Raw genomic sequence first — 14,921 nt, 5'->3', positions numbered from 1 at the left:
ATCGATAGAGTTATCGATTCTATTTATCTCCGATGTTCTATCTACTCCATAAAACCGTTGCTTTTTCACAGCTTCTATCCTGCGAAAATTTTCTGTTTTTTTCTTCCCGACTATATACTAAGCGACTAATAAGTTAAATTATATAAATATAATAAGTCATTTATTGTATATAAAAAATCTTTTCTCTTTATTTGTCAGACAAATAAGATTAATAAGAATTATAACCTACTATATCATGGATTCACTGAAAGTTCACAGTCAGACCATTACATTGGTCGATCAAGTTGAAGATAAGCTCCTTAATTACTTAAAGGAAAAGGATTTGCGTGCTGGAGATCCTATTCCCAATGAACTGGAATTAGCGGCTGCCCTGGGCGTTGCCCGTAGTGTTCTGCGCGAAGCATTAAGCCGCCTGAAGATGATGGGGATGATAGAAAGTCGTACTCGTAGAGGAATGATCCTAAGAGAACCGTCCATACTTGGAGGTATGAAACGGGTTGTCGATCCGCGTATTTTAAGTGAAGAATCGCTTTTCGATATCTTAGGCTTCAGAATCGCTCTTGAAATAGGTATGTGCAGCGATCTATTCCGTAATATCACAACCAGGGATATCCACGAACTGGAAGAAATTGTAAAGATGGGGATCGTTTTCGAAAATAACGAATATGCTCCGGTCAGCGAATTTACTTTTCATGCCAAATTATACGAGATAACAGGTAACAAAACCATTTCCGAATTTCAGGAAATCATACATCCCGTCATGATCTTCGTAAAAAATAAATTCAAAGACTTGCTTGAACCTATCAATATCGAGATGAAAGAAAAAGGCCAGATAGTTACCCATGCCGACCTGCTCGAATATCTGAAGAAAAAAGATGAAACAGGTTACCGGAAAGCCATAGAGCAACACTTTGAGGTCTACAAAAGATTCTTAAACAGTAAAACGTAAACAAAAAAATTTCATCTTATGTCTAATACATCTAAAATAACAATCCTATTTCTTGCTTGTCTCTTAAATCTTCCTTGCCTGCAAGCAAACATCCATGATACTTCAAAAAGTACAGAGATGGAAAAGATCAAATGGGACAATAGTTTGACTTTACCAGAAATAGACGGACGAGCCAACATAGGTGTTGCCGGTGCTTTTTCAGGATTTATCGGCAATAACCTGGTTATAGCCGGAGGAGCCAATTTCCCGGATATGACTCCCTGGAACGGAGGGCATAAAACATGGTGGAATACATTATATTATATAGACATTTCCGATCCGACCGCAAAATGGAATATTGTCCGGGATTGTATGCCTAAAGCATTAGCTTACGGAATTTCTATTGAATTACCTTACGGATTATTGTGTATTGGAGGATGTGATGACAGTCAATGTTACAAGGATGTCTTTTTACTTCAGATTAAAAATGGGAAAATCGAAGTCGATACGAACTGGCCTTCTTTACCTGTACCGTTAGCCAATGCGACCGGTGTACTGTTAGATAATAAGGTATATATAGCCGGAGGCCAGGAAAGTATGGTTATGCAGGAAGCAACCGGACACTTTTTTGTTCTCGATTTGTCAAATCGTAAAAAGGGTTGGAAAACTCTGGAGACCTGGCCGGGAGCACCACGTGGATATGCTGTCAGTGCTGCTCAAAGCGATGGATTTGATAAATGCTTCTACCTTTTCAGCGGGCGGAACTATAAAGCGGACGGATATGTAGAAGTTCTCACAGACGGATTTGTATATAATCCCCGCCTGAACAACTGGAAAAAACTAGACCGTCAATTTCCGGTCATGGCAGGTACCGCAATACCGACAGGAGCTAACCATATTCTTTTTCCAGGCGGTGTCTCCAGATTAATCCCAGGCTCTGACGAGCATCCGGGATTCGATAATGTGATCCGTTCATATCATACTATCACAAACACACTGATAGAAAAAGAAGTTGTACCCTATCCTATTCCTGTCACAACGAACATTGCCCGTAAAGGGAATACATTCTATCTGACCAGCGGAGAGATCAACCCCGGTATCCGTACGCCTTTGTTGTTAAAAGGAGAAATTATACCTTTTGAAAAAGGACTCGGAACAACCAACACCATAGTTATCATCTTATACTTTGCATCCTTAGCCTGGATTGGATATTACTTTTCCAAAAAACAAAAGAATACGGACGATTACTTTAAAGGAGGAGGTCGTCTTCCCTGGTGGGCTGTTGGCTTGAGTATTTTCGGGACGAGCCTCAGTGCTATAACCTTCATGTCCATTCCGGCAAAGTCTTATTCATCCGACTGGAGTTATATGTTGGTTAATGCCGGAATCCTGATGGTTGTTCCCTTTATTCTATATCTGTTCATTCCTTTTTACAGAAAACTGAATGTAACAACCGCTTATGAATACCTGGAGCAACGGTTCAATCCTTTGATCCGTGTTATCTGCAGTCTGGCATTCATCTTGTTCCAGATAGGAAGAATGGGGATTGTTTTATTCCTGCCGGCAATCGCACTAAATGTCGTAACAGGATTCGACATATTTCTCTGTATCGGACTAATGGGTATATTGAGTTTGATATATACCATGATGGGAGGAATTGAAACTGTTGTATGGACAGACGCTTTACAGGTTGTCGTTTTATTAGGAGGAGCTATTTTAGTTGTTATCATAGCGATATTCAATATTCCAGATGGTATTTCCGGCGTTATACAGGAAGCCGCATCAGACAACAAGTTCGATCTGGGCAGTTTGAATTTCGATTTGAAACAATCGACTTTATGGACTGTACTGATCGCAACATTCTTTACCAATTTAACAACTTACGGGACTGACCAGACAATGGTACAGAGATATATGACCACAGAAACTGAAAAGCAGGCTAAAAAAAGTGTCCTGACAAATGCCGTTCTGACCATACCTGCCACATTACTTTTTTTCTTTGTCGGCACGGTACTTTATGTATATTACAAACATAATCCGGCAGACCTGAGTCTGACTATTACTGACGGAGACGCGATCCTTCCCTGGTACATTTATTCTGAATTACCTCAAGGCATAACCGGTCTTCTGATATCAGGTATTTTCGCTGCCGCTATGTCAACGCTCAGCAGCAGTATGAACTCTGCTGCAACGGCTTATATCGTCGATATCCATAGTAAGATCATAAAAAGAGATTCAATGAATAGCTTGTTTGCAGCGAAAACAGCCACCCTACTGCTAGGTATTGCCGGTATTGCTTTCGCCTATATGATGGCTACCTGGGAAATAAAATCATTATGGGATGAATTTAATAAAATACTAGGTATCATCCTGGGAAGCCTGGGTGGCCTGTTCTTATTAGGAATGATAACACGACGGGCTAATGCAACCGGTGCTGTATGTGGCATAGCCGGTAGTATTATAGTCCAACTGGTAATGATCCATTTTCAATATGTCCATTTATTATTATATACGACAACAGGATTCATCTCTTGCTTCGTCATCGGATATATTGCCAGCCTGATCATACCCGGTCATAAAAAGAATATCGATCATCTGACCATTTACAAAATATTTTCTAAAAAATAACAACATGAAAAATTATCAACGTCTGAAAGGATTGATTGCCGCATCTTTTACTCCCATGGATGCGAACGGAAATGTAAATCTTTCCGCAATCGACAAGTATGCCGACTTATTGGCTGATTCGAAGATGACAGGAGCATTTGTTTGCGGAACAACAGGAGAATCCCTGTCCCTGACCACCGATGAGCGTAAAAGCATTTTGGAACAATGGGTAAAATCAGCAAATGGGCGTTTTAAAGTGATCGCACATGTCGGAAGCAATTCGCTGATTGAAGCCATCGATCTGGCATCGCATGCAGCCCGTTCAGGAGCGGATGCTATTGCATCCATGGCACCTTGCTTCTTCAAACCGGCAACAGTGGACGAACTGATTGCCTTCTTCGCCCCGATAGCAAAAAGCGCGGAAGATTTACCGTTTTACTATTACAACATGCCTTCTATGACCGGTGTTTCTTTATCGGTTACAAAATTCCTGGAAGAAGGTAAAAAAGTAATCCCTAATCTTGTCGGAACTAAATTCACCCATAATAATCTGATGGAAATGGGAGAATGTCTGACTTTACATAACGGCGAATTTGAGGTCCTTCACGGATATGACGAAATATTAATATCCGGATTAGCTTTCGGTGCCGTTGCAGGCGTAGGTAGTACTTATAATTACTTACCGGATGTGTACCACGGCATTCTGAAAGCGATGCAGGACGGTGACCTTCAGAAAGCTAGAGATCTTCAAAAGAAATCGATAGAAATTGTAGAAATAATCATTAAATACGGAGGAGGTGTACGAGGAGGAAAAGCAATTATGAATTTGATTGGAATCGAATGCGGACCATGCAGATTACCCATTTCGCCTGTGAGCGATAAAGAATATAACATGCTGAAGAACGATTTGCTTAAAATCGGTTTTTTATCAAAATAAAAAAGACACGGGGAATAAAACTTTGGACGGTGCTATTCCCCCGTGTCGATCTTAAAATAACACTATTTTAAAACCAGTACAAAGATGAATAAAATTAATTATTTATGTCTACTGTTTGTCCTTTTATTATTCCCTTTAAGCTCAATTTCTGCACAAGAAATGTCTATTTCCGGTACTGTGACGGATAATGAAGGATTAACTATGCCGGGAGTTTCCGTAGCTGTAAAAGGAGCACCGACAGGAACAATTACCGATGTGGACGGTAATTTCAGTATTAATGTGTCCAAAGGCACTACACTTATTTTTTCATTTGTCGGATACACGACGAAAGAAATAAAGATAGAAAATACATCTATTTTAAATATCACCCTCAATGCTTTGACTGTCGGCCTCGATGAAGTTGTAGTTGTCGGCTACGGTACGCAATCGAGAAGAACCATCACGTCGGCAATCACAAAAGTAAGCGGAGATGCATTGAAGAATGTTCCGGTCAATACCATCGGTGAAGGCTTGAAAGGCAAGATAGCCGGTGCCAGATTATATTCCAATAATAATACACCGGGAGCCGATGCAACCATTCGTATCCGTGGAGGATCTTCCATAAATAAAAGTAATGATCCGCTGATTTTGGTCGATGGTGTCGAACGGGCCTTTTCCGGTATCAACCCCAATGACATCGAATCTATCGAAGTCTTAAAAGATGCGGCTTCTACCGCCATTTACGGATCAAGAGCTTCCAATGGTGTTATCCTGATCACGACAAAGAAAGGATCTGCCAACCAGGCTCCTCGAATTACTTTTGAGGCGAATCTGGCTTTGCAACAAGCAGAAACGCTATATAACTTTATGAATGCGGAAGATTATATAAATACGGTTCGCCCGGCTGTAGCAGTTGGTCCAAATGCCAAATATAATTGGATGGACGGCTACTCTGCCAGTTCTGGAAATACGGAATCCTCTATCTATTCCACTCGTTATCTAAAAGACGGAGAAAGTGTTCCTGCAGGATACCGATCCATGCCCGATCCGCTTGATCCGAGTAAAACTCTGATTTTCCAGGATAATAACTTCCAGGATGAAATTTATAAAAACGCCCTCTGGCAAAACTATTATATCGGGATCGACGGCGGAAACGATGCAATAAGATATAATGCCAGCGCAGGTTATACCGATGACGGCGGTGTTGCGTTAGCGACCGATTATTCACGTTTAAGCATGCGCAACAACCTGGATGTAAAGATCAACAGTAAGCTGACTTTTGCTGCAGGTTTCGATTATTCGAAGACAAAATCAGCAGAATATCCTAACCAGATGAATGTTATATCCAGAGGTTTGGCAACCCCTCCTACGCAGAAAAAATACAATGCTGACGGTACACCGACAAAAGGTTACAACGCAACCTCTCCTAACCCGTTATGGTACCAGTACTATAACGATCAGAGCAAAGAGGAAAAACGCCTGTCGGCATTCGGGAAATTGACTTACCATATTATCGATGGTTTAAAGGCAGATATCCAAATGTCTACCTACAATCATCATTGGAGAAGCGACAGTTTCGAAAAAGCGAATGAGTTCAGCGGTTTGCGGACCACCACTGCCCAATACGGAGAATTGGAAAGAAACAAACTGGAAGCATACGGAACTTATAGCAAGACGATTAAAGATCATTCTTTCTCTGTTATGACCGGTTATTCATATCAAAAGGATAAAAACCAAACGATGGAGGCAACCGTTACGGGCGCAAGTTCCGATAAAGTACCGACATTAACGGCCGGTCCGAATAAGAAAGACGCAAAAAGTGACTTTACAGACGATGTTACTATCGGTTACTTTGGACGTCTATCCTATGACTTCCAGAAAAAATATTTATTCTCTGCCACATTCAGAGAAGATGCCTCTTCCCGCTTTGCTTCAGGAAATCAATGGGGCTTCTTTCCCGGTGCTTCTGTCGGTTGGGTTATGTCTGATGAAAATTTTATGAAGAACATCAAGCCGATCGATAACCTCAAATGGCGTATCAGTTATGGTCAGACAGGTAACAATGCTATCGGATTATATGATGCATACGGAAAATATTCTACGGATGCCAAGTATGACGGAGTTGCCGGTATTGTCCCTTCTACAATGCCGAACCTGGGATTGACCTGGGAGGTTTCGACACAGTTGGATGCTGGTTTCGATTTATCGATGTTCAATAACCGGCTAAACATTAATGCCGACTATTTCGACAAAAGGACCGACAATCTGTTATTCAGTAAAGAACTGCCCAACACTTCCGGTTTTAAGGACGTACAAACGAATATAGGCAAAGTCAAATTCTATGGTTTTGATATCGAAATCGGTTCTACAAATATCGAAACCAAAGACTTCGTATGGACATCCAAATTCACCTGGAGTTTTGTAAAGAATAAAGTATTGAAACTGCCGGATAACGGACGTGATAAAAACCGTATCGGCGGTATAACATTGGCAGACGGAACTGCTTTTGGCGGAACAGCAGAAGGAGAATCACTGTACCGTTATTATGGGTATGTCGTGGATCGTATTCTTGAAACTCAGGAACAGGCTGATAATGCCATGTATGACAGTTCGGCCAAAGGATATCGCCAGTCTGACGGAAAGAAAATCGCGGGTCGTAAAGATGTGGGAGACTACGAATGGAAGAACCGTGAAGGCAGTCAGACCAAAGATGGCAAAGACTATATCGACAGTCAGGACCAATTCTTGCTGGGTTATACCGTTCCCCACTCTACGGGAGGCTTGAACAATAATTTCACCTATAAGAATTTTACCCTGAATATATTCCTGGATTGGGCGCTCGGACACTCTATCAACAACAATTCGGAAATGCGTTATTTCATGAATACATTTGCTAATAACTACACGTTGATTGATGAAGTAAAACAATGTTGGAAACAACCGGGTGATGACACAAAATATGCTCGTTTTACAGCAAACGATCCGGACGATGGAAATGCAAATTTCAGCCGGACTTCGAACATATTCAATTATAAAGGCGATTATTTGTGTATCCGGGAGATCAGTCTTCAATATACTGTCCCCACGAATAAGTTAGTAAAGTTAGGTATCCAGAATTTGGCTATCACATTAGCCGGTAATAACCTGCATTATTTCACAGCTGTGAAAGGTGTTTCTCCGGAAGTAGGAGCCTCTACTACTTACAATAAAGATTATTATAACTATCCTCCTATCAGAAAGTATTCCATAGGAGTAAAAGTTACATTCTAAATTAAAAGGATCTTATAAGCTATAAAAGAATAGTATTATGAAAATCAAAACAATAATATCAATATTACTGGCAGGAACCCTACTCTCTTCATGTCATGGGGACCTGGACATTATCCAGAAAAGTGAAGTATCTGCCAACTCCATGTGGCAGGACGAGGGGGATGCATCTTCGGCCATGTACGGTATGTTCAACAAATTCAGGGCTACATTCAGTACCGGTTATGTTTACTGGGGTGAATACAGAACCGGATTATGGGCGGACGGTCTGGCTGGTCAGACTGCGCGCGATCAGGTCTATCAGAATCAGATACCGACCAGCCACGGTTATGCTAACTGGGAAGATCTGTATACAACGATCAACAATGCAAATCTGATTCTGAAATATACTCCCGATATTGCATTTAACAGTGAAGAAGCTAAAAATAAAATTCTGGCAAATGCCTATTATGTAAGAGCTTTCTGTTATTATTGGATCGGACGTATCTGGGGAGATGCTCCGATATTACTGGAAGGTTTCGAATCCGATCAGCAGGAAGGTTTATTTCCGACACGGCAACCGGCTGATGACGTATTCAGGCAGGTAGGTGAAGATATCGATAACGCCCTGGCTTTAATGCCGGTTTCGGTTACAGACAGAAATCTGGCTTCACAAGGTTCGATCAATATGTTGAAAGCTGATTACAACTTATGGATGTACAAAGTCCGGAATGCTGGAGAAACAGCACTGAATAATGCCAACAATGCGGTACAGGCAGTTTTAAGTAATTCCGATTATTCACTGGAAGAGGATTTCGGCAACATCTTTTATAATGAACTGGGAAATGAGATTATTTTTGCCTGGAGCTATATACAAGATGAATACACAGATGGATATGCGGGCGATTATCTTGTTCCTTCCCAGTATGTTTCTACGGAAGCAATCGAAAATCCTGTAAAAGTCGGCAGCCATCAGCAATAGTGCTTCTATACGGAAGATTACAAGAAGTTACTTTCTGAGAATCAAGATGACCAACGAACTGTTATCAGCTTCGAGACCTATTTCGACGAACCTAAAAACGCAACATTCCAGTGGATCAACAAATTTGCCGGAACATGGACGAACGGCACACGTATTTTTGATTCCGATGTCATTGTTTATCGCTATGCAGATGCCATTCTGTTTGACGCAGAGATCAAAATGGCGAAGAATGATATAAGCGGAGCAATCACATCTTTGAATAAGATTGCCGAACGGGCCTACAGGAAAAAAGACTTTTATCCGTCTTCCATGTCTGTAGCAGACCTCAACGAAGCAATAGTCACAGAACGTATGAAAGAATTCGCAGCTGAAGGTAAACTTTGGTGGGATTTTATTCGCCTGGGAGTCGTATTCAAAAAAGCACCTTATCTGATAGGACGCGATAACGAACAGAACGTTCTTCTGTGGCCGGTATCCCAGACATCGATCAATAAGAATCCGAATATCACGCAGACACCGGGATATGATAAATAATAAACTGTGAACATCCGGAGGATGAAACCGATATTTTATAAAAGCTTCATCCTCCGGTGTCTCAAAAACATACGATCATGAAGAAGTTAATAGTTATGAGCCTGATCCTGTTGATGCAATCAGGTATTTTCGTTCAGGCACAGGAAGAAAAAACAACAGACATTTTTCAGAAAGGACAGGATGGATATGCTTGTTTTCGCATCCCTGCAATTGTTAAAAGTAAAAACGGTACTCTCCTCGCTTTCGCTGAAGCTCGTAAGAACAGTTGTTCCGACACGGGTAATATCGATCTGGTATTAAAGCGTTCCGAAGACGGAGGAAAAACCTGGAGTTCCACAATCACGATCTGGGACGATGGCGATAATGTTTGTGGCAATCCTGCACCTGTCGTCGACCAGGAAACCGGACGTATCCTATTAGTGTCCTGCTGGAATCTCGGCGAAGACCATGAAAAAGAGATCATCGACAAAACGAGTAAAGACAGCCGGCGGATTTACGTCCTTTATTCGGATAATGACGGGAAAAGCTGGTCAACCCCTAGAGACATAACCTCTTCCGTCAAACGATCGGACTGGACCTGGTATGCAACAGGCCCTTGTCATGGCATCCAGTTACAAAACAAAAAACACAAAGGCCGTTTAGTTGTTTCTGCCAATCACATGGTAGCAGGAACAAAATCATACCATTCCCAACTCATATATTCTGACGACAAAGGAGATACATGGAAACTGGGCGGTGTGGTAAAAAAACACGGAGGAAACGAAAGTAGTGTCGTAGAACTTGAAAATGGCGACCTGATGCTGAATATGCGCAACTACAACCGGGAAGAAAGTAAAACCCGTTCCTGTGCGATCAGTAAAGATGGCGGAGAAACAATTTCAGAAATGTATTACCTGCCCGAATTGATAGAACCGGTTTGCCAGGGAAGCACACTTAATTTTATAAAAAAAGGAAAAATCAGCAACTACATTTTGTTTTCCAATCCTGCCTCAACGGATAAAAGAGAGAAAATGACCCTGAAATTAAGCGAAGACAACGGCAAAACATGGCCCTGTGCCTATCTGGTTTATTCCGGTCCAAGTGCTTATTCTGATTTAGTAAACCTACCGGATAGTAAGATTGGCATACTATATGAATACGGGATAAATGATCCGTACGAAAAAATAGGTTTCACTATTATACCTTTTGATAAACTCAAAAAATAAAACATATATGGAACGGGGAAAAAAGCTAGTCATGTCATTGCTCTTCTTACCCCTTTGCCTGCAAGGGAAAGAAGATATAAAAAATGTACTTTTTATTGCAATTGACGATCTACGTCCCACCATAGGGTGTTATGGCGATTCATATGCGATAACACCTCATCTCGATGCCTTTGCTGCAAAAAGTCTTCTTTTCAGGAATGCCTATTGTCAGCAATCTGTCAGTGGTCCCTCCCGTGCTTCCATGTTGACAGGATTACGTCCGGACGAGATCGGAGTAACCGATCTAAGCACACATTTCAGAGAAAAAGACCCGCATATAACAACACTGCCACAGCTTTTTAAAAAAAACGGTTACGAAGCAATCGGTATAGGCAAGATTTATCATGGAAGTCTTCAAACACAGGATAGCTTTTCCTGGTCACGGCCACCAGTATACAATCTGTCTATAAAAAAAGAAGAATATACACTACCGGACAACCGACATGGTAAAAAAGCAACGGCTGTTGAAATAGCCGATGCACCTGAAACTTCATTTATGGATGGAAAAGTAACCCGCGAAGCGCTGACAGTTCTTGACGAATTGTCTGTATCCGGACAAGCCTTTTTTCTGGCAGTCGGATACATCAAGCCTCATTTGCCCTTCAGTATGCCGCTGAAATATTGGAACTTATACAAAGACAGACCGATCGTTCGAAATAAATCCGGTTATGATAGACCACTTCATACTCCTACTATTGCTTATCATAACTGGGAAGAACTCCGGGGATATACGGACATACCCGAATCAGGAGATCTTTCGCCGGAAAAGCAAGAAGAACTATCTAAAGCATATTACGCATGTGTAAGTTTTATAGATGCTCAGATCGGGCAATTACTCGATAAGCTCAGGACACTTGGATTGGATAAGAACACGATCGTAGTCATTTGGGGAGATAATGGTTTTCATTTAGGAGAGCAGTCATTGTGGGGGAAATCGACCAACTTCGAACTCGACTGTAAAGTTCCGTTGCTCATATACAGTCCCCAATATCAGAATTGTCCGCGCGAGATAAACAAGATAGTCGAGTTAATCGACATCTATCCTACCCTTATCGATTTATGCGGACTCAAACCTCAACACACATTATCCGGACAGTCTTTACGCTATCTGGCGGAAGGTAAAGCCAATTGGAAAAACAGGGCATTCAGCCAGTTTCCCAGGCCATATAAAGCAATCAATTCGCATAAATATCAAACTCATATGGGCTATACGGTACGGACAACTAATTGGCGCTACATCCTGTGGTATGAAAAAGCGTCGGATCGGATCACTGACCGGGAACTCTATCGGATGAACGGTGATAAACCGGAAGAGGAAAATATAAGCGGAAAACCGGAATATGCCCATATAGAAAATGAATTACAAGAGTTGATTCAGGAGTATAAAAATTCTCATCATAAATAAAAACACCATGAATAAAGCACTATTATTTATAATCATATCAGTCTTGGCTACATCCTGTAAAAATTATACAGACCAACTATTCGTATCTACGGAACAACCGGTATTACCAGTCCTTACCATGAAGGAGACCAATCCTGTACTGAAAATCGAAGTGATCCGGAAACAGCCGGGTAATTATTCTTTGCAGCAGTTAGCGTTCGATTTATCGGGAACAACAGATATCGACGATATCGAGAGTATCGGTCTTTATCAGGCTAATTCCAAAGGAATGCTCGATACAGACAAACCTATACTCACACCTGTCCCTGTATCAGAAAATATAACATTCAATACCGATATCTCCCTGGAGACAGATACAACCTTACTTTGGGTTTCATTTAAGTTGAAAAACAAAATTGAGCTCGACCACCGGTTCAATATATCCTGTACCGCCCTGAAAACAAATACAGGATATATCGATATCCCTGTAAGTACATCAAACGGATTACGTACCGGAGTTGCAGTACGGCAGCATAGGCAGGATGGAGTGCATACATCACGTATTCCTGGATTGGCAACATCTAAGAACGGGACATTACTGGCTATTTACGATGCTCGTTACGACAATTCACGCGATCTTCAGGGAGACATCGACATTTGCTTGAACCGCAGTACGGATGGCGGACAAACCTGGGAACCTATGCAAGTTGTTTTAGACAGAAAAGAATGGGGTGGTCTACCTGAAAAATATAACGGGATAAGCGATGCTAATATCCTGGTAGATGAAAACTCGGGTGATATTTATGTAGCCGGTCTTTGGATGTATGGCGTTCTTGACGGTCAAGCCGGTAAATGGGTTCCTGGTATGACTAAAGATAGTACCCGCTGGATGCATCAATGGCGGGAAAAAGGCTCACAACCCGGATTCGGAGTAAAAGAGACCAGCCAGTTCCTGATAACGAAAAGTACGGATGACGGTCTAACCTGGAATGAACCAGTCAATATCACAGCTAAAACAAAAAGAGAAGAATGGTGGCTCTATGCCCCTGCTCCGGGTCATGGCATTACGCTGAACGATGGAACACTTGTCTTTCCAACGCAGGGACGCGATAAGGACGGACATGCGTTTTCCAATATCACCTGGAGTAAAGACGGCGGAAAAACATGGACAGCCAGCAATCCGGCTTTCGATAATGTTACGGAATGTATGGCCGTTCAATTGTCTGATGGCAGTATCATGTTAAATATGCGTGATAATCGTAACCGGGGGAATATGGAGGTAAACGGACGGCGGATTTGCATTACTACCGATCTGGGACAAAGCTGGACTGAACATTCGACTTCGCGGAAAGCACTGATAGAACCGACCTGTATGGCCAGTTTCCACAAACATGTTTACCGGCAAGAAGGGAAAGAGAAATCTATCTTGCTTTTCGTTAATCCCGAATCGCATTCGGAACGGAATCATATGACACTGAAAGTCAGTTTCGATGACGGTAATACATGGCCTGATGAAAAGAAAATACTGTTAGACGAATATAACTGCCGGGGGTACTCTTGTATCACTTCTGTCAATGAAAGTACAATTGGAATCCTGTATGAAAGCAGTCAGGCCGACATGGTATTCCAGCAAGTCAAACTAAATGAAATCATCGAATGATAATGATATGAATCACAAAAAACCTCCCAACTGCAAAGAAACAGTTGGGAGGCCAAAGTAATGAACAAAAACAATCTTTTAGCAAGACTTGCCTGTCATAATATCTAATACCAATTTGTCTGTTTCTTCCATTCCACGGGAACCTATCGCTGTCAGATTCGAGATCGATTTATCCACATCCTCGTCGATAATACCCTCCACAGGAGTCACCACTTTGTTCTCCATCGCCATCAAAGCGGAGATCATTGCCGTAGAGACACCGCTCGAAACCTTCAAGGCGCAACTTGGCTTAGCCCCGTCGCAAATCATCCCTGTAATATTTCCGATCATATTCTTGATCGCATACGAAATCTGTGCCTTATTACCACCCATCAGATAAGTAATACCGCAACTGGAACCGGTAGCCGCAACCACACAACCACAGAGGGCAGACAATCGTCCGAGGCTCTGCTTAATATAAATAACCATCAGATGGCTAAGTGTCAGGGCGCGTATCAACTGCTCTTCCGGACAATCGATGTCTTCGGCGAAAGATAAAACCGGCAACGTAGCTGCAATACCCTGGTTACCGCTTCCTGAGTTACTCATAACCGGGATCATCGCTCCATCCATACGGGCATCACAGGCAGCAGCCGTCATCACCAACATATGTGTATAGGCCGAATCGCCCATATATTTCCGTCCGTATTCTCCGGATACGGTTTTGCTGACAGTATGCCCGTAATGACCTTTTATAGAGGCTTGTGCAGCCTTCTTATTCAGATCGGCAGTTTCAAGGATAAAACGGATTTCATCGAGCGGCATTTCCATCGCAAACTCATAAACGGTAGAAAAAGATAATTTTAATTCTTCCTCGTGGCAGATAGTATCGCCGGATAACTCTTTCCGCAGATCGGTCAGTACCACCCCATCCTTTTCCACATAAATTATATGCGTATGTTCGTGGCAGATGACAACCTTCGACGTCTCTTCGCCGGCAGTACAAATAATCTCTATATATAATTTGTCGACATTTTCCTTTAAAGCAATATGGATAATCTTATTCTCTATCATGGCCTTTCCCAACTCCAGAGCTTCCGGCGTTATATCCCGCAGCACCTCCAGTTCGTAAGCAGACTTTCCGATCAGCGTACCCAAAGCAACGGCAATGGGCAATCCTACCATTCCGGTTCCGGGAATTCCTACGCCCATGGCATTCTTCAGAATGTTGGCGCTAAGTAACACCTCGATCTTTTCGGGACGGTGTCCTAAAACTTCGGCAGCCTTGGCAGCAGCCAAAGCGACAGCAACAGGTTCAGTACAGCCGATAGCAGGAATTACCTCCTGATGTATGAGGGATATAATTTGTGATTTTGTCGTATTATCCATGAAAACTATGTTTTATGCGTTAGATTGGGGCAAAGGTAATGATTTAATTAAT

Annotated in this window: 10 protein-coding genes; 9 read left to right on the top strand and 1 reads right to left on the bottom strand. The window is 42.0% G+C overall.

Annotation, left to right across the window (positions count from 1 at the left end; all coding sequences use genetic code 11):
* The first annotated feature begins 235 nt into the window (after positions 1-235).
* From DWX23_RS01250 to DWX23_RS01215, 9 genes are all read left to right on the top strand, one after another.
* On the top strand, positions 236-949 hold the full coding sequence (locus tag DWX23_RS01250; protein ID WP_122356710.1) for a FadR/GntR family transcriptional regulator: 714 nt from the start codon (positions 236-238) through the stop codon (positions 947-949).
* Positions 950-1,066: 117 nt separating this feature from the next.
* The gene (locus tag DWX23_RS01245; RefSeq protein ID WP_233587455.1) at positions 1,067-3,556 is read left to right on the top strand and encodes a sodium/solute symporter; all 2,490 of its coding nucleotides are present in this window, start codon (positions 1,067-1,069) and stop codon (positions 3,554-3,556) included.
* 4 nt (positions 3,557-3,560) lie between these two features.
* Positions 3,561-4,472, top strand: coding sequence for a dihydrodipicolinate synthase family protein (locus tag DWX23_RS01240; protein WP_122356714.1), 912 nt, complete (start codon positions 3,561-3,563; stop codon positions 4,470-4,472).
* Positions 4,473-4,556: 84 nt separating this feature from the next.
* Complete coding sequence (locus DWX23_RS01235; protein ID WP_122373109.1) at positions 4,557-7,721, top strand: TonB-dependent receptor; 3,165 nt, start codon at positions 4,557-4,559, stop codon at positions 7,719-7,721.
* 37 nt (positions 7,722-7,758) lie between these two features.
* Positions 7,759-8,679: a RagB/SusD family nutrient uptake outer membrane protein gene (locus tag DWX23_RS25055; protein WP_233587454.1), complete on the top strand. Its 921-nt coding sequence runs from the start codon at positions 7,759-7,761 to the stop codon at positions 8,677-8,679.
* Between the two features lie 63 nt (positions 8,680-8,742).
* Positions 8,743-9,213: a RagB/SusD family nutrient uptake outer membrane protein gene (locus tag DWX23_RS25050; protein ID WP_255419749.1), complete on the top strand. Its 471-nt coding sequence runs from the start codon at positions 8,743-8,745 to the stop codon at positions 9,211-9,213.
* 77 nt (positions 9,214-9,290) lie between these two features.
* Positions 9,291-10,418: an exo-alpha-sialidase gene (locus tag DWX23_RS01225; protein ID WP_122373108.1), complete on the top strand. Its 1,128-nt coding sequence runs from the start codon at positions 9,291-9,293 to the stop codon at positions 10,416-10,418.
* A gap of 7 nt (positions 10,419-10,425) precedes the next feature.
* Entirely contained in the window at positions 10,426-11,862 is a 1,437-nt protein-coding gene (locus DWX23_RS01220) for a sulfatase (RefSeq protein WP_122373471.1), read from the top strand.
* A gap of 7 nt (positions 11,863-11,869) precedes the next feature.
* Positions 11,870-13,501 (top strand): sialidase family protein, encoded by a 1,632-nt coding sequence (locus tag DWX23_RS01215; protein WP_122373107.1) that lies wholly within the window; start codon positions 11,870-11,872, stop codon positions 13,499-13,501.
* Between the two features lie 78 nt (positions 13,502-13,579).
* Here DWX23_RS01215 and DWX23_RS01210 read toward each other — a convergent pair whose 3' ends face one another.
* On the bottom strand, positions 13,580-14,869 hold the full coding sequence (locus DWX23_RS01210; RefSeq protein ID WP_122373106.1) for a serine dehydratase subunit alpha family protein: 1,290 nt from the start codon (positions 14,867-14,869) through the stop codon (positions 13,580-13,582).
* Positions 14,870-14,921: the final 52 nt, after the last annotated feature.

Source organism: Parabacteroides sp. AF18-52 (assembly GCF_003479145.1).
Taxonomy (GTDB): domain Bacteria; phylum Bacteroidota; class Bacteroidia; order Bacteroidales; family Tannerellaceae; genus Parabacteroides; species Parabacteroides faecis.
Note: the sequence above shows the minus strand (reverse complement) of the source record. Positions and strands in the feature narration are given on the sequence as shown.

What these genes read in the sequence shown, in the direction of transcription:
- DWX23_RS01250 (WP_122356710.1), top strand. Translation starts at nt 236, where the DNA reads ATGGATTCACTGAAAGTTCACAGTCAGACCATTACATTGGTCGATCAA.
- DWX23_RS01245 (WP_233587455.1), top strand. Translation starts at nt 1,067, where the DNA reads ATGGAAAAGATCAAATGGGACAATAGTTTGACTTTACCAGAAATAGAC.
- DWX23_RS01240 (WP_122356714.1), top strand. Translation starts at nt 3,561, where the DNA reads ATGAAAAATTATCAACGTCTGAAAGGATTGATTGCCGCATCTTTTACT.
- DWX23_RS01235 (WP_122373109.1), top strand. Translation starts at nt 4,557, where the DNA reads ATGAATAAAATTAATTATTTATGTCTACTGTTTGTCCTTTTATTATTC.
- DWX23_RS25055 (WP_233587454.1), top strand. Translation starts at nt 7,759, where the DNA reads ATGAAAATCAAAACAATAATATCAATATTACTGGCAGGAACCCTACTC.
- DWX23_RS01225 (WP_122373108.1), top strand. Translation starts at nt 9,291, where the DNA reads ATGAAGAAGTTAATAGTTATGAGCCTGATCCTGTTGATGCAATCAGGT.
- DWX23_RS01220 (WP_122373471.1), top strand. Translation starts at nt 10,426, where the DNA reads ATGGAACGGGGAAAAAAGCTAGTCATGTCATTGCTCTTCTTACCCCTT.
- DWX23_RS01215 (WP_122373107.1), top strand. Translation starts at nt 11,870, where the DNA reads ATGAATAAAGCACTATTATTTATAATCATATCAGTCTTGGCTACATCC.
- DWX23_RS01210 (WP_122373106.1), bottom strand. Translation starts at nt 14,869, where the DNA reads ATGGATAATACGACAAAATCACAAATTATATCCCTCATACATCAGGAG.